This window comes from Rathayibacter sp. PhB151 (assembly GCF_004366415.1).
GTDB lineage: Bacteria > Actinomycetota > Actinomycetes > Actinomycetales > Microbacteriaceae > Rathayibacter > Rathayibacter festucae.
This window is the reverse complement of the sequence record NZ_SOEN01000007.1, coordinates 22616-47600: the sequence shown is the minus strand read 5'-3', so window position 1 is coordinate 47600 and position 24985 is coordinate 22616. Positions and strand designations below refer to the sequence as shown.

Below are 24985 nucleotides of genomic sequence, written 5' to 3'. Positions count from 1 at the left end.
GCACTTCTCCGTACTGTCACGCGGTCGTCACATCGCCATGCCAGACTGATTCGACTCCCCGAGGCCGACCGCTTGTCCGGGTACGAGAGACGACTGCTGGAGGAGGACGGATGACGATTCGGCGTGAAGTCACCCCGAAGCTCTCTCTCGCAAAGATGACGGCCACCGGCTCGTTCAGGCACGACATCCAGGGACTCCGGGCGGTCGCTGTAGCGCTCGTGATCGCAGACCACGTCGACCTCCCTCCGTTCCACGGCGGGTACATCGGGGTGGACGTGTTCTTCGTCATCTCGGGCTTCCTCATCACCAGCCATCTGATGTCGCGGTTACGGTCAACGGGACGAATCGGCTTCGCCGACTTCTACGCACGGCGCATGAGGCGCATCCTCCCGGCCGCCCTCCTCGTAGCTGGAGTCTCACTGGTGGCCGCGCTGCTGTTCATGCCGCCGCTCACCGCAGGCGGGCTGACCCGGATGGCGATCGCCACGGCCCTTTATGTGCCCAACCTGGAACTGGCCCTGTCGGGGACGAACTACCTCGCGGAGCGCGCACCGTCTCCCTTCCAGCACTACTGGTCGCTCGGGGTCGAGGAGCAGTTCTACATTGTCTGGCCGCTCGTCCTACTGGCGCTCTTCGTCGTTCTTCGGCGATCACCCCGTGCCATCGCGGCCGGCCTCGCCGTTCTGGTACTCGCCTCTTTCGTGCTCTGCGTCCTGCTCACCGAGCGCTCTCAGCCTTGGGCATTCTTCTCGTCGGCTACGCGCGCGTGGGAGCTGGGAACAGGCGGCCTCGTCGCCTGCTTGGTCTCCAGCGGCTGGCTGAAACAGGTACGGGACCGCGTTCCCGCTCTACTGCCAGCCCTCGGCTGGGTGGGCCTCAGCGGCACAGTCCTGGCAGCCGTCATGTATTCGGACAGCACACTGTTCCCAAGCTCCTCCGCCGCGCTTCCAGTCATGTCGACGGCCCTGGTGATCTTGGGCGGATCGAGCCTCACCGGGGCAGGCCCGGTTCGTCTTCTCCGATGGGCGCCGTTCCAGGCCGGAGGGCGCATCTCCTACTCGCTCTACCTCTGGCACTGGCCCCTGCTGGTGATCCCGCAGGCCGCGGTGGGGCTTTCGACACCACTTCCCCTCTGGCTGAAGGGCGCGCTGATGCTCCTCGCCATTGGACTGGCCGAGCTCACATACCGCTTCGTGGAGGCGCCCTCCCGGAACGCCCCGATGCTGGTTCAGGGTGGACCGAGAAGATCTCTCTGGGTCGGCGGCGCCGCGTCAGTCGCCCTCGTTCTGCTGGCGATGGCAGCCGTTCCGCTCTCCGCAGCGCGGCCGCTCTCGTCCACGAGGATCAACGCAACGGAGGCGCCAAGCGATCCTCCGCGTTTCTCACCGGTCGTCCCCGCCAACCTTTCACCAGGGCTCAGCTACGCGGACGAGTCGACATCGGAGGTGCACCGCAATGGCTGCCACATTCCCGACTCGGCCACCACGACGGTCAACGACTGTGTACTCGGAGACGCTTCGGGGACGGTGGAACTCGCGCTCTTCGGTGACTCACACGCCGCACACTGGTTCGGCGGTCTGAGTGCCTGGGCGGAGGGCGAGAGCATCTCGCTCCGGTCCTATACGAAAGTGGGGTGCCCCTCCGTGCCGGTCCTGGTGCTCGACGCATCGACCCCGTACACGGCGTGCACGCAGTGGCGCGATGCCGTGATCCAGCGACTGGTCGCCGATCCTCCCGACGTCATTCTGTTGTCCAACACCGACCGTCTGCCCTTTGCGGCCGGTGAATTGCGCAGCGACGTCTGGACTCGAGCGATCGGGGACCTCGCGCTCCGGCTCCCGGCGTCGGCCCGTGTCCTGATGATCGCCGACACTCCCAAATTCCCAGAGGAGGCACCCCGCTGCCTCTCCGCGCATCTCGAGGACGCTGCGGACTGCGGTATTCCACGTTCGGAGGCGCTCGACCAGGCCTGGATCGATTCGGAGCGCGGCGCGGCCCATTCAGCAGGAATGCGCTACGCAGACTTGAACGACTTCTTCTGCACCGCCACCCGCTGCGAGGAGATCGTGGGGAACACACTTCTCTATCGCGACACCAGCCACCTCACTGAGACGTGGTCGGTGGCCATGCGGAACGAGCTCGCGGCTGCAATCACCCCCTCTCTGGCCGGCTAATCACCGCCCCGCCCGATCACCCACTCCATGAACGAGGAAGACCATATGCCCCTCATTCCCCGTCTCGCCCGCCTGCCGCTCATCTCCGCCTCCCGGAACAATGCGAGGATTGCGACGTCCATGCTTGCATTGACCGTCGTCAACCTCGTGTCACGTGCGCCGTTGACGTCTTCCGAAGGACCCGTCGTCAGCCTGACCAGCTACAGCAAACGGGTCGACCAGGTTCACCTCGCCATTGAGAGCATTGGGCGAGGCACCCAGAAGCCGTCGCGCCTCATCCTGTGGCTCGACGAGCCCGAACGACTTGCAGACCCGCCGCGCGCCCTGCGTCGTCTCGTCAGGCGAGGGCTCGAGATCCGGGAGACGCCGAACTACGGGCCCCACAAGAAGTACTACCCCTACGTCGCGGGTATCGAGCACCACTCAGTGCCGATGGTCACGTCCGACGACGACACGATGTATCCGCGGCAATGGCTCGAGACTCTTATCCGAGCCCATCGGAAGGACCCCGATCTCGTCGTCGCTCACCGCGTGAATAAGATCGAGGTTCGCGATCGGACCATAGCGCCGTACGCGTCATGGAAACGCGCGACGTCGCCGACACTGAGTCCACGAAACTTCGCCGTCGGGGTACGAGGGATTCTTTATCCCCCGGCTTTCCTCGACGTCCTTCGTTCACAAGGGACCGGGTTCGAGGCCGTTGCACCGCGCGCGGACGACGTCTGGCTCCACATGAACCTGATCCGCAGCGGCGGCAGGGTGCGGCCTGTTTTCGATCTGGCTGCGGAGGACTTCCTCCCTGTTCGGGGCGGTGGCAAGGTCGCCGGACTCTGGGCTTCGAACATCGAAGCCGGCGGGAACGACGAGCAGATCAAGAACACCTACGGGACCGCAGAGGTGACCGTAATCATCGAAGGCTGAAATCGGCTCGTGTTCGGGTCATTCCGATCACACTGCCGGGCGAAGGACGATCTCGAGGGTTGGCTTCTGAGTGCTCTCCATCGAGTCGATCTTCACGACGAGCCCGACCCCGGACGCGATATCCGGCTGATCGATTCCGACGCTCATCATCGACCGCGGGCTGTCCGCCACGAAGGCAGTCACGTCGAGTTCGCGCGCCGACTTCACCGAGTCCACTCCGACGACACCGAGTTCCTCGCCCATCGCGGGCCGGTTGGTCCAGTTCATCGATGCCGCCGCCCACGAACCGGCAACGCGTCGTACCGTGAGATCCATCGAGCTGCCCCGAGTGTCGTCGACGACCGCGGAGAAACGCAAGGTGGCGGAGACGATCGTTCCGACCGGCACCCTCGACAGGTCAAATGCCATGTAGGCGACCCGGTCGTTCGCTGGATACTGGGTCAGGTGCCGCACTTGAAGCGGGTTGTCGCGCCCATAGGTCACGGATGGTGCCGAACCGGTGACCCAGGTGTCCGCCGACGGCGTGAGAGTAGTCGTCGTCGTCGCGTCGGAGGTGGGCGTGACCGCAACGCACGTCGAGACCGGTGAGCCACGACCCGCGACCGCGGCGGCTGCGACGACGTTCTGACCGATCTGAAGAGCACCAGTGACTGTCCAGCGCGCCGACCCGTCGCTTCCCGCAGTGACCGTCGTGGAACCGACAGGGGTGCCCGCCGCACGCGTGGCGCCGCAGGTGCCGGGGCTCTGCGAATAGACGTCGACGACGACCGTCTCCCCGGGTGCCGCCGATGTGACCCCGATTGCACTCCCGGCCCCTGCGTAGTCCGCGGTGGCCGAGGTGATCGTCGGCGCGCTCGGGAGCACAGTCGCTGTATCGTGAAATGTCAGTTCGATCGACGGCTTCGCGGCGATCGACTCCAGTGAATCGATCTGGACGATGAGGCCGACCCCGCTCGGTCGATCCGGCTGAGTCAGACCGATGTTCGCCTCACCACCGGCTTTGAGGCGCACATAGTCGGTGATGTCGATCCGCCGGACGGTCCGTGTGGCATCGACGTTCGTAGATCCCACGCGATATGTCATGGCCGGTCGAGTGTCGTAGCTCACCGTCGCTGGGTCCCATGGTCCCGAGGTCTCCCACGCCTCCACATCGATGTCGGTCCCGCCCGAGTCGACCACTGCCGCGCTGAACGTCAGTGTTGCGGTCGCGATGGCCTTCGGATCGATGCCGCCGAGATCGAACCTCAGGTATGCGAGCCGATCGAACTGCGGGTAGAGCGCATGATGGCGAACCGTGAGCGTGGCGGTCCGGTTGTAATTCGTCGTCGTACCACCTTGCACCCAGGTGTCGGACTCGGCCACGACAGCAGCCCTCGCCGAATCCGTCACAGTGATCGTCTTCGTCGCGTAGACGTAGTCGTACCCGGAGTCGACGACTGCACTCACCCGCACCGATCCATGGCTGAGTCCGGTCACTTGTCCACTCTCCGTGACCGATGCGACGGCTGGATCGGAGGTGACGTACCGCACTGCACCGGCGGCCGGAGCTCCCGCGGGCGCAGCCACCTGAGCGGCAATGGTCGTCGTCCCTCCGACCTCGATATTCTCGGAATCGACCGAGGCGGTAATTGAGTAGTGGGGCGTTTTCGGTGAATTCGCCAGGCGGGCATCGTTATCTCCGAAAACCTCCACTTCGTCGATGACTGCGACCTTGTCCAGCGCTGTGTCGCCGTGAGTCACGATTCTGACGTAGCGTCCGGTCCGAGGGCCGGTCTGGAAAGAGGCCCAATGCCTCTGTTCGATCGCCTTCGCCTGACCAGTGTAAACGGTCGTCCACGTCGACTTGTCCGCGGACAACTGAACCTCGAAGAACTGCCCTTTGGTGGGCAGGTAAAGCCAGATGATCTCGAGGTGATTGACTATCTGTGAGTAGCCGAGATCGTACTGCAGATAAGAATCCGTTGAAGTCGACCAGCGCGTGTAGGGCTGTCCGTCGACAGTCCTCCCCGCTTGCCCCGCATTATCGGAGGCTGTCGCGGTCAAGACTTGAATCGGACCGCGATTGATGTACACGCGATAGATCGCCTCGGCAGATCCTGATCGCTTGACGCGGATGACAGCGACTCCAGGAACCGACGTGGCCTGCGTGACCGACGCCGTCGCTCCAGCTTGCGCGTACGCCTCGACCACAGGAGGAGTTGACCGGACCGAACCCGTTACGTCGTAGGTGCGGGTCTGCGGCGAGAACGACGACAGAGGCTTGCCCGTCATCGCAAGATACTTCAGCGCAGGGGAACCGGTCTCGCTCGACGTCGCGCCCCAGCCTGCGAGTGGCGTGATTGGCCGAGGTCTTTCGATTTCCTGCGCCGGGCGGAGCGGGGTGAAGTCGACGGCGAGAGTGTAGGACGTCGCGCCGGAAAGCTGGATCGCGAGTTTCGAGACTCCGAGGTTCGCGGCCTGTCCGGCCGGGGCAGGCGAGGCAGGGAGGGGTGCGGCCGCTCTAAAGCTGAAGGTCGAGGAGTTGGGCGACACGATTCGCACCAGCAGCTGCTTTCCCTCGAGCGACAGGACAGCCGACCGGCCGTCATCGGCGATAGCGATATCGGCCCGGGTGTGCGCGAACCACCACGCGTCGCCGGTCACCCCGCTGACCTCGTCCTGCACCAAAGCTCGCGAGCGCCCATCGGTCAGGGCGACGCCGCGCTTCCATGTCGCAACACCCGCACTCGCACTCGAGAGATCAGCGACAGTGGCCGCCCGATCCGCTGTTGATGCCACGATCTGCTGCGATGCGGTCGGGCTCGTTGCTGCATCAGGACCCGGCCCGCTCCCGAAGACCATCGTGTTGCTGCCCTCCGCGCGCTTCCGGTAGTAGTTCCAACGTTCCTCGCTCGCGACGGTGAAGTATCCCGGAAGGCTGTAGGAGTCGGTCCCGAGCTCCCCGAACCAGTTGACGCCCTGAGCATCGAGGACGAACGAGCCGTTGTCGAGATCCGAATGGCCGGTGATGGGCCCACTGGTCGCGCGAAGACCGGCCCAAAGCGCGTCGGTCTGATCCCAGCCCGACCGGAGGGTCGTCACGCCCGCGCTGCGGAAGGCTGAGTCGAGCGATGGCGGTGCAACCGCGGTCGTCGGCGCTGGTCGATACCACAGGAGCGGTCGCGCGCTCACGACGTCGGCGTCGAAGCCGTCCCTGCCGACAATTGATCGGGACCGAAACGAGAAATCCTGGTAAAGGTATTCGAGCCCCATCAGCGGCACGGTCAGCGCCTCGTTCACCCACGCGTCTCCGAAATTGAATTGACGGCCGCTGGGCCCTGTCAGAGCGTTCGCCCACTGAGCCGATTCCTGGAGGCCAGGAGTCGCCAGGAGTCCACGGTCACTCCCCGTCGCTATCTCGAGCGACGCGATGTAGCTAGTGAGATAGCTGGTGGAGTAGGCCCAGTAGGTGAGGCCCTCCGCGAAGCCTCCATCGGGCCCGTATGACGGGAGACCGTACCGCAAGCTCGAGGTCACGGCATCAAGAGCGCTTTGCGCGATCTGCGGATCGGTGTCAGCGACAACAAGAGCCGCCATTCCTATTCCGCTTCCCGAGACGATGTTCCAATTGCTCGCCTGCTTCGTCCATGCGTATTTCGCAGCTGTGCTCGAATACGCTGAGAGCGCCGGAGTCAGTGCCTTCTCGACAAGCGCGGATCGAATACTGTTCCGCTGCGCGGGCGAGAGAGCAGAGTAGACCCAATCATATCCGACCGCAACGGCGTGAGCCATCTCCGCTGTATCGAGAAAATTGTCAGGGTTCCAGTTCGGAAAGGAGGACGCCGCTTGGAGTTCGGCCGCGAGACGCTCGGCGTAGACGGCCTTCCCGGTCTTGCGGTAGGCGAATCCCAGAGCGTAAGCGCGGTTCATCACTGTCCGACTCGTCTCGAGCATTGTTCCCGAGGAGAGTTGATAGGTGACAGGCGAGGTCGAGAGATACGCATCCGCCTCCTTTTGCACCGAGCCACCCCACGCACGCGCAGTATTGTCAGAGTTGATGAGCCCGAACGTCGTGGCAAAGTCCGAAGCCGAGGCAATGAGACGAGGATGAGCGGACGTGACCGTCGAGACCGGAACTGCCGATGGATCTGCCTGCGCAACAGGCGCCACGATCACTCCCGCCAGCACGAAGAGCGAAGCGAAGACTGCGACAAGGGCTCGGGAGCGCTTCGCGAGTGACCCCCGCGGCGACACTCGATAGGAGCTCATAGGCTGAGTCGACAGTGAACCTCGCATGATGATCCTCGTCCATGCCTGAGACGGTGAGGTCCGCCAGTCCGTCATACTCGTTCAAGGCGAAGAGTTTTTTACGGGGCTGACGGATCGCCGTGCTTCTGGAGTTGTAGGGGTCAGGCTACAAACGGCCCTCCGGAGCCTTGAACCCCGCATGGGGGGATTAGCGTGTAAGTCTGATTCAGTTGTAGCTGCGATCCCCCGGCGAGGAGATTCGACTCGCCTTCGACGAAGCATGATGCTGGGAGGAGCCGCCGTGGGGACAGCGAAGCTGACGCCGCCCCGACGAGTGCGCGTCGCGCTGATTCTGCTGTATTCGATCCTCCTCGTCGGCGTCGTTCTCTGGCCCGAGCCTGTAGACGCAGGCCTCCACGATGAGATCGCCCGCTGGATCTGGCGGCTCAACGCCGCGGGAGTCGATCAAATCACCTACGCTGACATCGAATCCATCAGCAATGTTCTCCTCTTCGTGCCTTTCGGCGTCCTCGTCGCTTTGCTCATCGCCCCACGCAAGGAGTGGATCGCCATCGTGATCGGAGTCGCCGCAAGCACCGGAGCGGAAACACTCCAGTGGCTCCTTCTGCCTGACCGCTTCGCAACGGTCAGTGACGTCATCGCGAACGGGATCGGCGCCGCGCTCGGAGCGTTTTCGGTCGCCGTGCTGCGGGTCGCGGCAGGACGACGTGCTCGCAGGGCGGCCTCGGATCGAGCGGACTGACCGGAATCGTTCACGATTCCTACGAGGTGCGACGCCATGATCGCACCAGTAATCGGGCCGAGAACCAGCTCAGCGCACCGCCACCGTCGACCGATCGCGCCCGGTCAGATCCCGCTGCGTCGTCGCCCCCCGCCAGCCGTCCGCGGTCAGCAGCGCGCGGATCTCCGCCCCCTGCAGCTCACCGTGCTCGATGACGAGCACTCCCCCGGCCCGGAGCAGCCGGAGCGCCGTCCGAGAGAGCGAGCGCACGACGTCGAGCCCGTCCTCGCCGCCGTAGAGCGCGGCCGGCGGGTCGTAGCGCTGCACCTCGATGTCGCGCGGGATGGCGGCCGACGGGATGTACGGCGGGTTGGAGACGACGACGGAGACCGTGCCGTCGAGCTCGGGCAGCGCGTCCGCGAGGTCGACGAAGACGATGCGGGCGTTCTCCAGGCCCAGGCGGTCGCGGTTGCCGCGCGCCCAGAGGAAGGCGTCGACGGAGTTCTCGACGCCGATCACCCGCGCGTGCGGGACCTCGTGGGCGAGTGCGAGCGCCAGCGCTCCGCTGCCGGTCCCGAGGTCGACGGCGATCGGCGACTCGTCCGCAACGGCGCGGAGGGCGTCGATGGCGAGCTGCGCCACTCCCTCCGTCTCGGGCCGGGGCACGAAGACCCCGGGGCCGACGGCGAGCTCGAGCGAGCGGAACGGCGCGACCCCGGTGATGTGCTGGAGCGGCTCGCGCGAGGCCCGGCGCTCGATCGCATGATCGTAGGCGTCGCGGGTCGTCCCGTCGAGCGGGAGACCGGTGATCAGGCGCGCCTGGAGCGACCCGCGGCCGAGGCCGAGCAGGTGGCCGAGCAGCAGCTCGGCGTCGACGTCCGGGGTGGGCACGCGCGCCGCGGTCAGGCGGGCGACGGCGTCCGCGAGGAGCGCACGCGCGTCGAGGTCCAACGTCACCGTGCTCACGACTCGTCGGAGCCGATGTCGGCCAGGCGGGCCTCCTCGTCGAACTGGATCGCGCTCTCGACCACGGGGTCGAGCGCTCCGTTCATCACGCCGTCGAGGTTGTAGGCCTTGTAGCCGGTGCGGTGGTCCGCGATGCGGTTCTCGGGGAAGTTGTAGGTGCGGATCCGCTCGGAGCGGTCCATCGTGCGGATCTGCGTCTTGCGCGCGTCCGAGGCCGCGGCGGCGATCTCCTCCTGCTGGCGGGCGAGGATGCGGGCGCGCAGGACGCGCATGCCGGCCTCGCGGTTCTGCAGCTGGCTCTTCTCGTTCTGCATCGAGACGACGATGCCGGTCGGGAGGTGGGTGATCCGCACCGCGGAGTCGGTGGTGTTCACCGACTGGCCGCCGGGGCCGGAGGAGCGGTAGACGTCGATCTTGAGGTCGTTCTGGTTGATCGCGACCTCCTCCGGGGCGTCGACCTCGGGGAAGACGAGCACGCCGGTCGTCGAGGTGTGGATGCGGCCCTGCGACTCCGTCACGGGGACGCGCTGCACGCGGTGCACACCGCCCTCGTACTTCAGATGCGCCCAGACGCCCTGCGACGGGTCGGTCGCGTTGCTCTTGATGGCGACCTGGACGTTCTTGTAGCCGCCGAGGTCGGACTCGTCGCGGTCGAGGATCTCGGTCTTCCAGCCCTTCGCCTCGGCGTAGTGCAGGTACATCCGGAGCAGGTCCGCCGCGAACAGCGCGCTCTCGGCGCCGCCCTCGCCGCCCTTGATCTCCATGATCACGTCGCGGCCGTCGTCGGGGTCGCGCGGGATGAGCAGGCGGCGCAGCTTCTCCTGCGCGACGCGCAGCGACTCCTCCAGCTCCGGCACCTCCTCGGCGAAGGCGTCGTCCTCGCGGGCGAGCTCGCGCGCGGCCTCGAGGTCCTCGCCGGCCTGGATCCAGGCGGCGTGCGCCGACTTGATCTGGTTCAGCTCGGCGTAGCGGCGGTTGACCTTCTTCGCGCGCGCGGCGTCCGCGTGCAGGGCGGGGTCGGACAGCTGCGTCTGGAGGTCCTCGTGCTCGGCGAGGAGGACGCTGACGGATTCGAACATGGGGTTCCTGGTTTCCGGGTGGTGGTGGAGGGGTGGGCAGCACATGCTGGTCGAGTAGGTGCCGCAGGCGCCGTATCGAGACCGACGTGCTCAGCGGGGTGGGTCTCGATACGCCCGCTGCGCGGGCTACTCGACCAGCATGGACGGCCCGCTGCGCGGGCTGCTTCGAGAAAAGGGCGGCCCGCTGCGCGGGGTGCTCGAACGGAATGAGCGCGCCGCAGGTGCCGTGGGACGCGAAAACGTCCGCGGCCGCCCCCGGAGGGGCGACCGCGGACGTCGGGGCAGCTAGTGGTGGCCGTTGCCGTGGTTCGCGGTGGTCGGGCCGACGGCGGACTTCGAGACCTGCATCAGGAACTCGACGTTCGAGGACGTCTCCTTGAGGCGGGACAGGATGATCTCGAGCGCCTGCTGCTGGTCGAGCCCGGCGAGGGCGCGGCGCAGCTTCCAGGTGATCTTGACCTCGTCCGAGCTGAGGAGCATCTCCTCGCGGCGGGTGCCCGACGCGTTCACGTCGACGGCGGGGAAGATCCGCTTGTCGGCGAGGTGGCGCGAGAGGCGGAGCTCCATGTTGCCGGTGCCCTTGAACTCCTCGAAGATCACCTCGTCCATCTTCGAGCCGGTCTCGATGAGCGCCGTCGCGAGGATGGTGAGCGAGCCGCCGTTCTCGATGTTGCGCGCCGCGCCGAAGAACTTCTTCGGCGGGTACAGCGCCGACGCGTCGACGCCACCCGAGAGCACGCGGCCCGAGGGAGCGGCGGTCACGTTGTAGGCGCGGCCGAGGCGGGTGATCGAGTCGAGCAGCACGACGACGTCGTGGCCCAGCTCGACGAGGCGCTTGGCGCGCTCGATGGCCAGCTCGGCGACCGTGGTGTGGTCCTCGGCCGGGCGGTCGAACGTGGAGGCGACGACCTCGCCGCGCACGGTGCGCTGCATGTCGGTGACCTCCTCGGGACGCTCGTCGACGAGCACGACCATGAGGTGGACCTCGGGGTTGTTCTGCACGATCGCGTTCGCGATCTGCTGCAGGACGATCGTCTTGCCGGCCTTGGGCGGCGCGACGATGAGGCCGCGCTGGCCCTTGCCGATCGGGGCGACCAGGTCGATGATCCGCTGGGTCAGCTTGCCCGGCTCCGTCTCGAGGCGCAGGCGCTCGGTCGGGTAGAGCGGCGTGAGGTCGTGGAACTCGACGCGCGCGGCGGCCTCGTCGACGGTCTGGCCGTTGATCGAGTCGACGCGGACGATGGCGTTGTACTTCTGGCGGCCGCCGCCCTCGCCCTCGCGGGGCTGGCGGATCGCGCCGACGACGGCGTCGCCCTTGCGCAGGTTGTACTTCTTGACCTGGCCGAGCGAGACGTAGACGTCGCTGACACCGGGCAGGTAGCCCGTGGTGCGCACGAAGGCGTAGTTGTCGAGGACGTCGAGGATGCCGGCGACCGGGATGAGGACGTCGTCCTCGCTGATCTCGGGCTCGAAGTCGTCGCCGACCGCTCCCCCGCGGCGCTTGCGGTCGCGGTAGCGGCTGCGGCGGCCGTCCTCGCCGTCGGCCTGCTGGCCGTTCTGCGAGGATCCCTGGGCGTTCTGCCCGTTCCCGCCCTGCGGCTGACCGCCCTGGTTGCCCTGGTTGCCGCCCTGGTTCGACGGCGCCTGGCCGTTCCCGTTCTGGCCGCCGCCGTTCTGGCCGCCGTTGTTCTGCGCGTTGCCGCCCTGCGCGTTGCCGCCCTGGCCGTTCTGCTGGCCGTCGTTCGCCTGGCGTTCCTCGCCGCGGCGGTTGCGGTTGCGGCGGTTGCGGCCGCGGCCGGTGCCCTGCTGGTCGCCGCCGTTCTGCTGGCCGTCGTTCTGCTGGTCGCCGGAGTTCTGCTGCTCGTCCTGGCGGTCGCCGGAGTCCGGCTCGTCGCCGGAGTCCTGCGCGGAGGACTCGACGGCGTCGGTCGTCTCGGGCTGCTCGTTCTGCTCGGCGCTGCCGCCGCGGCTGCGACGGCGTCCGCGACGCTCGCGCTGGCCGCCCTCGCGGGAGGAGTCGTCCGACTCAGGCCCGTTGGGCAGCTCGATCTCGATGACGGGCCGCGGCGCCTGCTCGGCGTCGGGGACCTGCTCGATGACGGGCGGGAGCTCGGGGATGAGCGACTCGACACCGCTGCCGGCCGGGACGTTCAGGTGCTCGCCGGCAGCGACCGTGCCGCTGGAGGCGCGGCGCGAGCCGCGACGACGGGGCGCGCGCTCGGCGGCGGGCTCGGCGACCGGCTCGGCGACGACGGGGAGCTCGAGCTCGACCGGTGCGGCCTCGGCGGCGGCGGGTGCCGGCTCCTCGGTCGTGGCGGCGGCCTGCTCGAGGACGTCGGCGGTGTCCGCCTCCGTGCTCTCGGCGGGCGCGGGCACCTCGGCGGGGGCCTCGAGCACCGGGGCGCTCTGCTCCGCCACGTCGGCGGGCTCGGCCTCGACGCTCGTGCCGTCGACGACGGGCTCGGCCTCGGCCGGCTCGGCGAAGGCCTGCTCGGCGACCGAGGGCTCGGCGGGCGCCTGCTCCTCGGCGGGAGCGGCGGGCTCGGCGCCCTCGGAGTCCGCACCGGCGCGGAGGTCCGAGATGGCCGAGACGAGCTCGCCCTTGCGGAGCTTGGAGGCTCCGCCGATGCCGAGGCTCGTCGCGAGGGCCTGGAGCTCCGCGACGCGGAGGCCGATGAGATCGGCGTTGGTGTCCGCGGCGGTACCGCGGGTGTTGACATCTGTCACTGGAGAGGGGTTCCTTCCCCCCGGGAGCGATCGCTCACCGGGAGAGCACATCAGCCGTGCGGGTCCATCGCGAGTTCTGATCCACGCGATGCTCTCGGTCGCCGGCTCGACCTGCCTCGGGAAGCGCAGAGGGGGCACGAGCGACCAGGCGCTGATCTGCACGAGAAGCAGGGGCGCCCTTCACACGATGTGATGGCCGTGATTATCGGGACGATCCGTCGGACAGATTCCGCTCGTTACGCGGCTCCTCGGGATGCGATCCCCACTGTAGCACCCTTGAAGTCGACGGCCAGCATGTGCGCGCGCCAGGGCGTGTGCGCCTGCTTCGCCACCAGATCCGCGGCGGCGAGGCGCTGCGCGGGGTCGCTGCACAGGACGAGCACGCTCGGTCCGGCGCCGGAGACGACGGCCGCGTAGCCGTGCGAGCGCAGCAGCGCGATCAGCTCGGAGGTCTGCGGCATCGCCGCCGCCCGGTAGTTCTGGTGCAGCTTGTCCTCGGTCGCCGCGAACAGCAGCTCGGGGCTCTGGATGAGCGCCGCGATCAGCAGCGACGAGCGCGAGACGTTGAAGACGGCGTCCTCGTGCGGCACGCTGATCGGCTGCAGCGAGCGCGCCAGCCGCGTCGACATGGTGTGCTCGGGCACGAAGACGACCGGCGAGACGCCGCGGTGCACCATCAGCTTCTTCGAGCGCGGCCGCAGCGGCGCCTCCGGCCCGCCCTCGGCGCCCGGCTCGACCCACGCGATGGTGAGACCGCCGAAGAGCGCCGGCGCGACGTTGTCGGGGTGCCCCTCCATCTCGGTCGCGATCCGGAGCAGGTCGTCGGAGTCGAGCTCGACGATCCCGTCGAGCAGACCCTTCGCGGCCATGATGCCCGAGACGATCGCGGCTCCGGACGAGCCCATCCCGCGGCCGTGCGGGATGATGTTGCGCGCGGTCACGTCGATGCCCGGCATCTCCTGCCGCTGGTCGGCGAAGGTGTAGGCGATGGCCTGCACGACGAGGTTCGTCTCGTCGGTCGGCACCTCGCCCTCGCCCACGCCGTGCACCGAGACCCGAGCACCCGTCGCCGTGACGGCCGTCACCTCGAGCTCGTCGTAGGCCGAGAGCGCGAGGCCGAGCGTGTCGAACCCGGGGCCGAGGTTCGCCGAGGTCGCGGGGACCTTGACGTGCACGGTGCGGCCGACGGGAACCGCCGAGGTCATGCGCCGGCCAGCCCCAGCACGTCGGCGATCGCCGCGGTGTCCACGGGCACGACGGTCGGAGTGATGTCCTCGCCGTCCGCGGTGCGCAGGGCCCACTGCGGGTCCTTCAGGCCGTGGCCGGTGACGGTCAGCACGACGGTGGCGTCCTTGGGGATCGCCCCCGCCTCGGCGCGCTCCAGCAGGCCTGCGACGCTGATCGCGGAGGCGGGCTCGACGAAGACGCCGACCTCGCCCGCGAGGATGCGGTACGCCTCGAGGATCTTCTCGTCGCTGATCGCGCCGAAGTAGCCGTCGCTGACGCTGCGCGCGTTGAGCGCGAGCTCCCACGAGGCCGGGTTGCCGATCCGGATCGCGCTGGCGATGGTCTCGGGGTGGCGGACGACCGCGCCGTGCACGATCGGCGCGGAGCCCTCGGCCTGGAAGCCGAACATGCGGGGCAGCTTCGTCGACTCGCCGCGCTCGAGCTCCTCGGAGTAGCCGCGGAAGTAGGCGGTGTAGTTGCCCGCGTTGCCGACCGGGACGATGTGGAAGTCCGGCGCGTCGCCGAGGACCTCGACGACCTCGAAGGCCGCGGTCTTCTGGCCGGCGATGCGGTCCGGATTGACCGAGTTGACCAGGTGCACCGGGTAGTTCTTCGCGAGGTCGCGGGCGATGTCGAGGCAGTCGTCGAAGTTGCCCTGGACCTGCAGCAGCTGCGCGTTGTGCGCGATCGCCTGGCTCAGCTTGCCGAGCGCGATCTTGCCCTCGGGCACGAGCACCGCGGCGGTGATGCCGGCGTGCGTCGCGTAGGCCGCGGCGGAGGCGGAGGTGTTGCCGGTCGAGGCGCAGATGACGGCCTTCGCGCCGTGCTCGACGGCCTTCGAGATCGCCATGGTCATGCCGCGGTCCTTGAAGGAGCCGGTCGGGTTCATGCCCTCGTACTTGACCCAGACCTTCGCGCCCGTGCGGGCCGAGAGAGCCGCCGCCGGGATGAGCGGGGTGCCGCCCTCGCCGAGCGTGATGACGGGGGTCGCCTCGGTGACATCGAGGCGGTCCGCGTACTCGTGCAGGACTCCGCGCCACTGCTTGGCCATCTCAGGCTCCTTCAACTCGTAGAACGGACGTCACGGCGCCGACGAACCCGTGGGATTGGAGAGCGGTGACGGTGGCCGCCAGATCGGACTCTGCCGCGGCGTGCGTGCCGATGACCAGGGTAGCGGTCGGCTCGCGCCGCTCCGCACCGGTGTCGGCGAGGGGGTCGAGCACGGGCGGCGTCTGCACGAGCGTCTCGACGGAGACCCCGTGCTCGGCGAAGACGCCGGCGATCTGGGCGAGCACGCCGGGGCGGTCGAGCACCTCGAGCGTCACCTGGTAGCGGGTGGTGACGTGCCCGATCGGCAGCACCGGGAGTCCGGAGCTGGCGCTGGTGACGAGGCCGGGGCCGCCGACGACGTGGCGGCGGGCGGCCGAGACGACGTCGCCGAGCACGGCCGAGGCGGTCTCGACGCCGCCCGCTCCCGCGCCGTAGAACATCAGGCTGCCGGCGGCCTCCGCCTCGACGAAGACGGCGTTGTTCGCGCCGTGCACGGCGGCGAGCGGGTGCGTGCGGTGCACGAGCGCGGGGTAGACCCGCGCCGAGACGCCCTCCTCCCCCGTCTTCGCGTCGACGAGGCGCTCGCAGATCGCGAGCAGCTTGATCACGTAGCCCGAGGCGCGGGCCTGCTCGACCTGCTGCTGCGTGACGCCGGTGATGCCCTCGCGGTGCACCAGCGAGACCGGGACGTCGGTGTGGAAGGCGAGCCGGGCGAGGATCGCCGCCTTCTGCGCGGCGTCGTAGCCCTCGATGTCGGCGGTCGGGTCGGCCTCGGCGTAGCCGAGCTCGGTGGCGAGCGCGAGCGCCTCCTCGAGCGTGGCGTGCTCGGTGTCCATCCGGTCGAGGATGAAGTTGGTGGTGCCGTTCACGATGCCGAGGATCCGGTGCACCCGGTCGCCGGCGAGGCTGTCGCGCAGCGGGCGGATGATCGGGATCGCCCCGGCCACCGCGGCCTCGTAGTTGAGCTGCGCGCCCACCTGGTCGGCGGCCTCGAACAGCTCGTTGCCGTGCGCGGCGAGCAGCGCCTTGTTGGCGGTGATCACGTCGGCGCCGGAGGAGATCGCCTTGAGGATGTAGCTGCGCGCCGGCTCGAGGCCGCCGATCAGCTCGACGACGATGTCGGCGCCGAGGATCAGGGCCTCGGCGTCGGTGGTGAGGTACTCCCTCGGGATGTCCGCGGTGCGCGGTGCGTCGAGGTCCCGGACGGCCACGCCGGCGAGCTCCAGCGGCGCCCCCACGCGCTGGGCGAGCTCGTCGCCGTGGTCGAGCAGGAGGCGCGCCACCTGGGCACCGACGGACCCGGCGCCCAGCAGGGCGACGCGGAGGCTGCGGTACTCGATCATCGGAGGATGGCCTTTCGTTCGATGCCGGCATCGCGGCGGAGGAGGTCGTCCTCGGTCTCGCCGTGCACGATGACGCGCGCGACTCCGTCCCGGACGGCGACGACCGGGGGGCGGCCGAGGTGGTTGTAGTTGCTCGAGAGCGACCAGCAGTAGGCGCCGGTCGCGGCGACGGCGAGCAGGTCGCCCGGCTGCACGTCGGCGGGGAGGAAGTCGTCGTGGACGACGATGTCGCCCGACTCGCAGTGCTTCCCGGCCACGCGCACGAGGGCGGGCTCGGCGTCGGAGACGCGGTTGGCGATCCGCGCCGTGTAGTCCGCGCCGTAGAGGGCGGGCCGCGCGTTGTCGCTCATCCCGCCGTCGACGCTGACGTAGCGGCGCACGCCGTCCGCGCCGACCGCGACGTCCTTGATGGTGCCGACCTCGTAGAGGGTCAGCCCGGCGGGTCCGATCAGCGAGCGGCCCGGCTCGATGGCGATGTGCGGCACCGGGATCCCGCGGCTCGTGCACTGCTCGCCGACCGCGTCCGCGATCGCCGCGGCGATCTCGCCGATCGGGGTCGGGTCGTCGGCGCTGGTGTAGGCGATGCCGAAGCCGCCGCCGAGGTTGAGCTGCGGGACCGGGCCGTCGGCGAGGAGCCCCGCGTGCACCGCGAGCAGCCGCGAGGCGGACTCGGCGAAGCCGGCCGAGCCGAAGATCTGCGAGCCGATGTGGCAGTGCAGGCCGAGGAAGCGCAGGCTCCCGTGCGAGCGGATCCGCGCGACGGCGTCCGGGCAGTCCTCGAGGGTGATGCCGAACTTCTGGTCCTCGTGCGCGGTGGCCAGGAAGCTGTGGGTGTGCGCGTGCACGCCGCTGTTCACCCGCAGCCGCACCGGCTGGACGCGGCCGTGGCGCTCGGCCGCCGCGGCGACCCGCTCGATCTCGAGCACGCTGTCCAGGACGATCGCGCCGACGCCGGCCTCGACCGCCCGGTCGATCTCGGCGAGCGACTTGTTGTTGCCGTGCAGGCCCATGTGCTCGGGCTCGACGCCGGCGGCGAGCGCGACGGCGAGCTCTCCCCCGCTGCAGGTGTCGATGTTCAGGCCCTCGGCCCGCATCCAGCGCGCGACCTCGGTGGAGAGGAACGCCTTGCCGGCGTAGTAGACGGTGACGCCGGTGCCGATCCGGCCGAGCTCGCGCTCGAAGGCCTCGCGCGTCGCGACCGCGCGGCGGCGGGCGTCGTCCTCGTCGACGACGTAGAGCGGGGTGCCGAAGCGGGCGGCAAGCTCGGTGGCCGCGACGCCGGCGATCTCGAGACCGCCGTCCGCCGAGCGGAGCGTGCCGCCGGACCAGACGCCGTCGGCGAGCGCGTTCGCATCCTCGGGGCGGTGCAGCCAGTCCGGAGCGAGGGGATGACGGGGGGCGCGGACGGGTGCGTCGGCGTGTGCCACGGGTGAGACCTCACAGGAGAGAGTGGGAGCGTCACTGCGTGGCGAGCGAGTCCGGATTGACCCCTGAAGCCAGCAAGATCCTTGAGAGTGCTGTCGGTGGCAGTGCTCTCGGTGCGCGCACTGCCGGCGTTCGGCCCACGGGACACGCGGGCACAGGGCTCCGATCCTACCGGTCGGGCGCTGCGCGTCCGTCCCGGATCAGGAGCAGACGCCGGTCTCCTGCTGCGCCGGGTCGCTGAGGAACGTCGGAGAGAGGTCGAAGGAGGCGTCCAGCGAGTCGGCCGTCACGGCGACGTCGGTGAGCGCGAGCCCCTGCGGCACCGCGTCGGCGATGCAGACGGAGCGCGCGGCGAGCAGCCCCTCGGCCACGGCGCCGAAGCGGTCCTCGACGTCGGCGGCGCTGATCGTGGTGCCGCCCGCCGTGACCTCGGACGGCGTCAGCTCGATCGCGCCGTCGGCCGCGCCGAGCTCGATGCCGATGCCCGCGGCGAGGGTGAGCCCGAGCACGTCGACCGAGGTGTTCACCCGCACCAGCGGCGGGTCGAGCGTCACCCCGTCGATCGGCACCTGGCTCCGCGCGGCGACGAGCGTGCTCACCGAGTCGGGGTCGAGGGCCACGGTCGCGCGTCCCGCCTCGAGCGGACCGTCACCGCTCGCGGGGACGCCCTCGAGAGTCGCGTCGACATCGCCGTTGAGGTCGCCGAACGCGACGTCCTCGCTGCGGATGTCGAGCCGGTCGAGCGAGCCGGCGATCAGCTGCGGCAGCACGGCCCAGCCGGCGACCTCGACCTCGACGGGGTGGTCCGCGGGGAGCGAGAGCGCCTCCCGGATGCTCGACGCCGCGGTGTCGGCGACCGCGCGGCGGGCGAGCACATCGCCGACGACGGCGGCCACCGCCAGCAGCACGATCACGATCACAGCGACGATCGCGATCCGGCGGCCGCGGCGCGGCGCACCGGCGTCGGCGGCGGTCACATCCGGTCCGGAGCGGTCACGCCGAGCAGCGAGAGCCCGTTGCGCAGGACCTGCGCGGTCGCGTCGTTCAGGCGCAGGCGGGTCGAGTGCACGGCCTCGATCGGGTCGTCGCCCTGCGGGACCACGCGGCAGTTGTCGTACCAGCGGTGATACAGACCGGCGATCTCCTCGAGGTAGCGGGCCACGCGGTGCGGCTCGCGCAGCTCGGCGGCGAGGGCCACGATGCGCGGGAACTCCTGCAGCCCGCCCAGCAGCGCCGACTCGCTCGGGTGCACCAGCGTCTCGGGGGCGAACGGCTCGCGCGGCACGCCCGACGCCTCCGCCTTGGCCGCCACCTGCCGCGTGCGGGCGTGCGCGTACTGCACGTAGTAGACGGGGTTGTCGTTGCTGCGCTTGGTGAGCAGGTCGAGGTCGATGTCGAGCGAGGAGTCGGCCGAGGAGCGCACCAGCGAGTAGCGCGCGGCGTCGACGCCCACGGCCTCGACCAGGTCCTCCATCGTCACGACGGTGCCCGCGCGCTTGGACATCCGGACCGCCTGCCCGTCGCGGAGCAGGTTGACGAGCTGGCCGATCAGGATCTCGAGGTTGACGCCCGGGGTGTCGCCGAAGGCCGCGCACATCGCCATCATCCGGCCGATGTAGCCGTGGTGGTCGGCGCCGAGCATGATGATCGCCCGGTCGAAGCCGCGCTCGCGCTTGTCGAGGTAGTAGGCGAGGTCGCCGGCGATGTAGGCCGCCTCGCCGTCGCTCTTGATGATGACGCGGTCGCGGTCGTCGCCGAAGTCGGTGGTGCGCAGCCAGGTCGCTCCGTCGGCCTCGAAGATGTGGCCGAGCTCGCGGAGGCGCTCGATCGCCCGCTCGACGGCGCGCGACTCGTGCAGGGAGTTCTCGTGGAAGTAGACGTCGAAGTCGACGCCGAACTCGTGCAGGCTCTGCTTGATCTCGCCGAACATCAGGTCCACCCCGATGGAGCGGAAGGTCTCGTTCAGCTCCGCCTCGGGCAGGACCGAGAGGTCGCCCGGGTAGGCGGCGACGACGCGATCGGCGATGTCGGCGATGTACGCGCCGCCGTAGCCGTCCTCGGGCGTCGGCTCGCCGCGGTAGGCGGCCAGGACGCTCCGGGTGAAGCGGTCGATCTGCGCGCCGTGGTCGTTGAAGTAGTACTCGCGGGTCACCTCGGCGCCCTGCGCGATCAGCACCCGGGCGAGGCTGTCGCCGACGGCCGCCCAGCGGGTCCCGCCGATGTGGATCGGGCCGGTGGGGTTCGCGGAGACGAACTCGAGGTTCATCTTCAGACCGGAGTAGGCGGAGCCGGTGCCGTAGGACTCGCCCGCGTCGACGATCGCGCCGGCGAGCGCGCCCGCGGCGGCGGCGTCGAGCCGGACGTTGAGGAACCCGGGTCCGGCGACCTCGACCGAGGCCACGCCGTCGACCGCGCCGAGGCCCTCGGCGAGCTCGGTCGCCAGCTCGCGCGGGTTCGCCCCGGCCTTCTTCGCGATCTTCATCGCGATGTTCGAGGCCCAGTCGCCGTGGTCGCGGTTCTTCGGCCGCTCGAGCACGACGTCGCCGAGCGCGACCTCGGCGTCGCTCCCTCGTCGCTGCACGGCGTCGAGGACGAGGGCGTGCAGGGAGGCGGCGAGCTGTTCGGGAGTCACGGGGCACGATTCTACCGGCCGGTCCCCACGCGCCTTCTTCCTCCGGATCGAGCAGCCCCTCTCCTTCTGCTGATCGAGTAGCCGGCGCAGCCGGCGTATCGAGATCCACCACTTCTCTGTTGATCGAGTAGCCGGCGCAGCCGGCGTATCGAGATCCACCCTCCCCAGAGCCCCCGCCGCCCGCGCCCCGGCACCCCGCCCGCCGCGATTGCTAGGGTGCAGCGCATGCGCCGACCCGCCGCCCTCGCCCTGATCGTCGCCGTCGCGGCCCTCGCCGGCTGCGCGCCGGCCGCGGATCCGGCGCCGAGCGCGAGCGACGCGGTCACCGGCACTCCGATTCCCGTCACCTGCGAGCAGCTGGTGCCCGCCTCCGCCCTGACGGGCCTCTGGGCGGGCTTCTCCCCCAGCGACGCGGTGGAGCCGACCGCGGTCTCCGCCGAGATCGCCGGCTACGACGGCCTGGTCTGCGGCTGGGCCGACTCCGAGGGCGCCGACTTCCAGCTGGCGGTCGCCCGGCTCGACCCGGCCGTCATCGAGGCCCTCAAGAACGAGTTCTTCACCACGAGCGAGGCCGTCCCCACCTACGGTCGGCCCCCGGAGATCGAGGGCTACTACGAGGTCGCCGACAGCCGGGGCATCGCGGACGCCTTCATCGGCGACCACTGGCTCGAGGCGTCGAGCGCCTCGTTCGTCGAGCCGGGCGACCCGGAGCCGCTCGTGCGCGCGGCGCTCGCCGCCCTCGCCGGCTGACCACCCGGTCGGAGGGGTGGGCTCAGCCCAGGCGCACCGGCGAGACGTGGTCGTCCTCGACGACCTCGTCGCAGGTCGCCTCGACGTTCATCGTCTCGAGCCGCAGGTCGGTGAGGTAGCTGCTGAGGAAGGCCGTGTCGGCAGTGTCGCGGCCGGAGGAGATCCGGAGCATCGACGGCCGCGGAGCGAGCCGGGTCGCGTCGACCACGTGCCAGGCCCCGTCGACCCAGGCCTCCGACACCGCGTGGAAGTCTCGCGGCTCGAGGCCGGGAGCGTAGACGGCGGTCACCCGCGCCGGGATGTCGAGCGCGCGCAGCAGCCCCACGACGGTGTGCGCGAAATCGCGGCAGACGCCCTGCCCGCTCTCGATCACCTGCGCGGCTCCCCCGGTCGCGACCGTCGAGCCGTAGACGTAGGAGAGGTGGCTGTGCACCCACTCCTCGACCGCGGCGAGCGCCTCAAAGCCTCGGGCCCGACCGAACTCGCGCCGGGCGATGCCGCCGAGTGCGTCCGTCTCGGCGTAGCGGCTCGGGCGCAGGTACTCGACCAGCTCGAGCTCGCTCGGCTCGTCCGGCACACCGCGCCCGGAGACGCGGCCTCGGTACTCCACCTGCATCGCCCCGGCGTTCGCCGCGACACGGTGCACCCGCGCGCCGTGCCGTGCCGGGAACTCCCGCACCGGGACGGGCTCGCCGTCCAGAGTGACGGTGAACGAGTCCTCGAACCCGTCTCCGGTCGGCGTCGCCGCCATCAGGAAGATCAGGTCGGTCGGCCCGTTCAGTCGCAGGCCCAGCGAGGCGGAGACGGTGCGCAGCATGCCTCCATCGTGGCACGACCGCACGGCCCGCCACGGCGTCCGGCGGCACCCACCCCGGGTGCTAATGTTGACAGGCACTCCTGGCCCCCATAGCTCAGGGGATAGAGCACTGCCCTCCGGAGGCAGGGGCGTAGGTTCGAATCCTACTGGGGGCACCACTCTCGAAGGCCCGGAATCGCGCGGAAAGCAGCGCGAACCGGGCCTTCTTCGTTCCCGCCCGCTTTCTCAAACGGCCGCCTCGACCAGGTCAGGGACCTGGGTTCATCAGCCGCCGCCAGTGGCCGCGCGCCGCGGTCGCCGGAGACGCTCGACGACGCCGAGCACCCGGGATCGCACGGCCTCGGTCCTCCGTTCCGTGAGCGCGCCGAAGGCCCAGCCCACGGCGCAGGCGAGGAGCGCGAGGGCAAGGATCCCCGCCCAGCTCGCCACCGACGGCTGCCACCAGGCCGACGCCGGCGGGAACAGCAGCGCGTGGAGCAGCATCAGCACGGGCACGTGCGTCGCGTAGAGCGAGAACGAGAAGCCCGAGACCCAGGTGCCGCCGCGCAGCACGCGGTCGAGACCCTTGCCGCGGGTCCCCTCGGAGTGGCACGACACGACGACGAGGGCCGCCGCCGCGATCGTCGTCGCCCACGTCGTCCAGCCGAGATCGTCCGGGCCGGCTTTCGCGAGCCGGTCGACCGACATCGCCGAGATCACGAGCAGGAGTGCCGCGACGACCGAGGCGGCGGTGCCCTTCGGCCCGAGTCGGGAGAGGAACCGCGTGGCCGCCGCTCCCCTCCAGGCGACCGCCGCGCCGACGAGCCACGCCAGGAAGAGGCCCGTGCCCGCCGGCCCGAGAACGCAGACGATCACGACGGCGGCCGCGGCGCACAGCACTCTCCGCCGCCAGGAGCCGCGCGTGAGCCCGACGAGGAGCAGCGGGAACAGGAGGTAGTACCCGGCCTCGTAGCCGATCGACCAGAGCGGCTGGTCGGTGCCGAAGGGCCGGACCAGGTGCGGCTGGAGGAAGACGACGTTGCCCAGTGCCCCGAGGACGCCGCCGTCGACCTGGGCGGAACCGCCCGGCGCGTACTGCGGCCGGTCCGCGAGGAAGGCGACGCCGACGGCGTCGAGGACGGCGGTGAGCACGAGGGCCGGGATCAGGACGAGCCAGAGCCGGGTCAGTCGGGACGCGAGGTACCTGGTCCAGCTGAAGGCGTCGCGGGACAGAGCGCTGAGGACGGAGCCGCCGACGAAGAAGCCGCTCAGGACGAAGAAGACGATGACGGCGCCGTGACCGAGGGATGTCAACGCGTAGAGCGCGCTGTCGACGGGGCCGAGTCGCGTCTCACCGGCCGGGATCAGGAAGGCCTGCCGTACGTGGGCGACGAGGACGAGCAGCGCGGCGCAGGCCCGGACGGAATCGAGGGCTCGGTAGGTCATCGCGCCCGCCCCGTCCCGTCACCCGGACGCGGCGGAGCTCGCAGCGATCGCAGCGGGGGACGCCAGCAGGCTGCCGCATCGGCGGCGGCCCTCGTCCTCAGGGCGCTGCCGACGGCGGAACTGGCGCGGGACGGCGCGTCCGCCAATCTGCGCGACGCCTACAGGGGCTCAAATCGAATCTCGCTGCTAGCGAAGAACTTCGCGCCGCAGGTGACGGCCTCGATATGGCGGCGAACGAGGATCGAATACATACGCGTCACATAAATAATGGCAACAGTTTTCACGGTCGCGAACCAATAGCGGCAGCGAGTCAATCGGCAATCATTTTTTGGCGTTGCGCCTGCGGCGCGCCGATCAATAGTGGCGAGAGGCGAGTGAATCGAATTCCGCTCCCGACCACCCACGGAATGACGAGGGCTAACAGGAAGTCGAAAGCAGTTCCGTTCGGCGGGGTACTCAGAGCCCAGAGGACGACGGGGTGCGCGAAGACCACGAAGAGCCCGCCGCTCGAAAGAAACACGATCACCCGACCGCTTAGATCGCCGAATAGTCGGACGATTCGCTCGGCAAGCACGATGAGCGCCGCGCTGATCGCAATAGCGACTGCAGCACTGAGAAGTGGCGTTCCGACGTCAGCGCGCTTGAGGTCGAGTGGTGCGGAGACGCCAGTCGAGATGAGCGCTACCGCGCCGGAGAGTGCACTCACTGCGATGACGAACTCGGCGCGGATCGACTGACGGTAGTGCGCGAAAGTGGTGCCCGCAACGACGAAGACGAGCCCTGCGAGTCCAGTGCCGATGCCCAACGGCAGGAGGGAGAAAGCTTTCGGCGCGACGCCCGCGGCGAGAAGCAACGTCACGGCGATCACCCAGTGAGCCTTGAGAGGCAGCCCCTGCAGCACCCGATAGAAGAGCGCGACGAAGAGCAGCGCCGAGACGAACCAGAGGATGGAGAACGGACGGCCGACGAAGTTCCCGCCTGCGATGGGCCGCCAGATGTCTTCGAGCTCGAGGTCACCGATGACGATCTGCTGCACGAGCCAGACGGGCAGGAGGATCGCGAGCCAGGCGAGGTAGGGAACGGCGAGCGTCAGAAGGCGCTTGTGCGCTTCAACCCGGAGCGGTCGCCAGCGTGTCCAGAGGTAGCCACTAAGGAAGAAGAACAAGGGCACATTCCATGTGAAAAGCGCTCTTCGTGACCAGTCGGGGGCAGTCCAGACGTGGCAAGCGACTACTGCGACGATGCCCAGGATGCGGACAACATCGATCGAAACCGAGCGAGGTGCAGAGATCATGACTCACGGTAGCTCGCGGTGGAGCGAGCCTCATCTGTCGACTGCTGACCGACGGAACGGGCAATTTCACCCGACATGACCACTACTGATATTGCCTTACGAAGGCAGCCCTACCGTGATAATCACAACTTAATCAAAGCGATTCGATGCAACGTGCATGTCTCCCGAAGGCCTTCGGCTCCCACC

General features: G+C 69.3%; 17 protein-coding genes and 1 tRNA gene. 5 read left to right on the top strand and 13 right to left on the bottom strand.

Annotated elements, in window-relative coordinates; all coding sequences use genetic code 11:
* The first annotated feature begins 110 nt into the window (after nt 1-110).
* Entirely contained in the window at nt 111-2174 is a 2064-nt protein-coding gene (locus EDF35_RS07570; RefSeq protein ID WP_133961626.1) for an SGNH hydrolase domain-containing protein, read from the top strand.
* Nucleotides 2175-2201: 27 nt separating this feature from the next.
* Nucleotides 2202-3095 (top strand): hypothetical protein, encoded by an 894-nt coding sequence (locus EDF35_RS07565; protein ID WP_127886184.1) that lies wholly within the window; start codon nt 2202-2204, stop codon nt 3093-3095.
* 27 nt (nt 3096-3122) lie between these two features.
* Here EDF35_RS07565 and EDF35_RS07560 read toward each other — a convergent pair whose 3' ends face one another.
* Nucleotides 3123-7343, bottom strand: coding sequence for a DNRLRE domain-containing protein (locus EDF35_RS07560; protein WP_166674044.1), 4221 nt, complete (start codon nt 7341-7343; stop codon nt 3123-3125).
* Nucleotides 7344-7623: 280 nt separating this feature from the next.
* Between EDF35_RS07560 and EDF35_RS07555 the strand changes: the two genes are divergently transcribed.
* Entirely contained in the window at nt 7624-8085 is a 462-nt protein-coding gene (locus EDF35_RS07555) for a VanZ family protein (protein WP_166674043.1), read from the top strand.
* 69 nt (nt 8086-8154) lie between these two features.
* Here EDF35_RS07555 and prmC read toward each other — a convergent pair whose 3' ends face one another.
* From prmC to argS, 9 genes are all read right to left on the bottom strand, one after another.
* A complete protein-coding gene (gene prmC, locus EDF35_RS07550; protein ID WP_243839964.1) occupies nt 8155-9021 on the bottom strand; it encodes a peptide chain release factor N(5)-glutamine methyltransferase in 867 nt (288 codons plus the stop codon).
* Between the two features lie 5 nt (nt 9022-9026).
* A complete protein-coding gene (gene prfA, locus EDF35_RS07545) occupies nt 9027-10109 on the bottom strand; it encodes a peptide chain release factor 1 (RefSeq protein WP_123445476.1) in 1083 nt (360 codons plus the stop codon).
* Nucleotides 10110-10394: 285 nt separating this feature from the next.
* Entirely contained in the window at nt 10395-12836 is a 2442-nt protein-coding gene (gene rho, locus EDF35_RS07540; protein ID WP_243839897.1) for a transcription termination factor Rho, read from the bottom strand.
* A gap of 236 nt (nt 12837-13072) precedes the next feature.
* Complete coding sequence (gene thrB / locus EDF35_RS07535) at nt 13073-14041, bottom strand: homoserine kinase (protein ID WP_123702856.1); 969 nt, start codon at nt 14039-14041, stop codon at nt 13073-13075.
* Nucleotides 14038-15114: a threonine synthase gene (gene thrC, locus EDF35_RS07530; protein ID WP_123702854.1), complete on the bottom strand. Its 1077-nt coding sequence runs from the start codon at nt 15112-15114 to the stop codon at nt 14038-14040. The genes thrB and thrC overlap by 4 nt, the downstream gene beginning before the upstream one ends.
* Nucleotide 15115: 1 nt before the next feature.
* Nucleotides 15116-16456 carry a homoserine dehydrogenase gene (locus tag EDF35_RS07525; protein ID WP_123445472.1) on the bottom strand — a complete coding sequence of 447 codons (1341 nt, stop codon included), beginning with the start codon at nt 16454-16456 and terminating at the stop codon, nt 15116-15118.
* Nucleotides 16453-17883: a diaminopimelate decarboxylase gene (gene lysA, locus EDF35_RS07520; RefSeq protein ID WP_133961616.1), complete on the bottom strand. Its 1431-nt coding sequence runs from the start codon at nt 17881-17883 to the stop codon at nt 16453-16455. The genes EDF35_RS07525 and lysA overlap by 4 nt, the downstream gene beginning before the upstream one ends.
* A gap of 198 nt (nt 17884-18081) precedes the next feature.
* Entirely contained in the window at nt 18082-18858 is a 777-nt protein-coding gene (locus EDF35_RS07515) for a DUF2993 domain-containing protein (RefSeq protein WP_133961614.1), read from the bottom strand.
* A complete protein-coding gene (argS, locus tag EDF35_RS07510; RefSeq protein WP_123445469.1) occupies nt 18855-20513 on the bottom strand; it encodes an arginine--tRNA ligase in 1659 nt (552 codons plus the stop codon). The genes EDF35_RS07515 and argS overlap by 4 nt, the downstream gene beginning before the upstream one ends.
* Before the next feature lie 225 nt (nt 20514-20738).
* Here argS and EDF35_RS07505 point away from each other — a divergent pair, with 225 nt between their 5' ends.
* Nucleotides 20739-21263 carry a hypothetical protein gene (locus EDF35_RS07505; protein WP_133671903.1) on the top strand — a complete coding sequence of 175 codons (525 nt, stop codon included), beginning with the start codon at nt 20739-20741 and terminating at the stop codon, nt 21261-21263.
* Nucleotides 21264-21285: 22 nt separating this feature from the next.
* Here EDF35_RS07505 and EDF35_RS07500 read toward each other — a convergent pair whose 3' ends face one another.
* Nucleotides 21286-22080 carry a transglutaminase family protein gene (locus tag EDF35_RS07500; RefSeq protein ID WP_133961612.1) on the bottom strand — a complete coding sequence of 265 codons (795 nt, stop codon included), beginning with the start codon at nt 22078-22080 and terminating at the stop codon, nt 21286-21288.
* Nucleotides 22081-22163: 83 nt separating this feature from the next.
* On the opposite strand from EDF35_RS07500, the gene EDF35_RS07495 reads away from it, so the two are divergent.
* Nucleotides 22164-22238 (top strand) — tRNA-Arg (locus tag EDF35_RS07495).
* A gap of 106 nt (nt 22239-22344) precedes the next feature.
* On the opposite strand, the gene EDF35_RS07490 is transcribed toward EDF35_RS07495, so the two are convergent.
* Both EDF35_RS07490 and EDF35_RS07485 read right to left on the bottom strand, forming a co-directional pair.
* The gene (locus tag EDF35_RS07490; RefSeq protein WP_133961610.1) at nt 22345-23505 is read right to left on the bottom strand and encodes an acyltransferase family protein; all 1161 of its coding nucleotides are present in this window, start codon (nt 23503-23505) and stop codon (nt 22345-22347) included.
* A gap of 310 nt (nt 23506-23815) precedes the next feature.
* Nucleotides 23816-24799 carry an acyltransferase gene (locus tag EDF35_RS07485; RefSeq protein WP_133961608.1) on the bottom strand — a complete coding sequence of 328 codons (984 nt, stop codon included), beginning with the start codon at nt 24797-24799 and terminating at the stop codon, nt 23816-23818.
* Nucleotides 24800-24985: the final 186 nt, after the last annotated feature.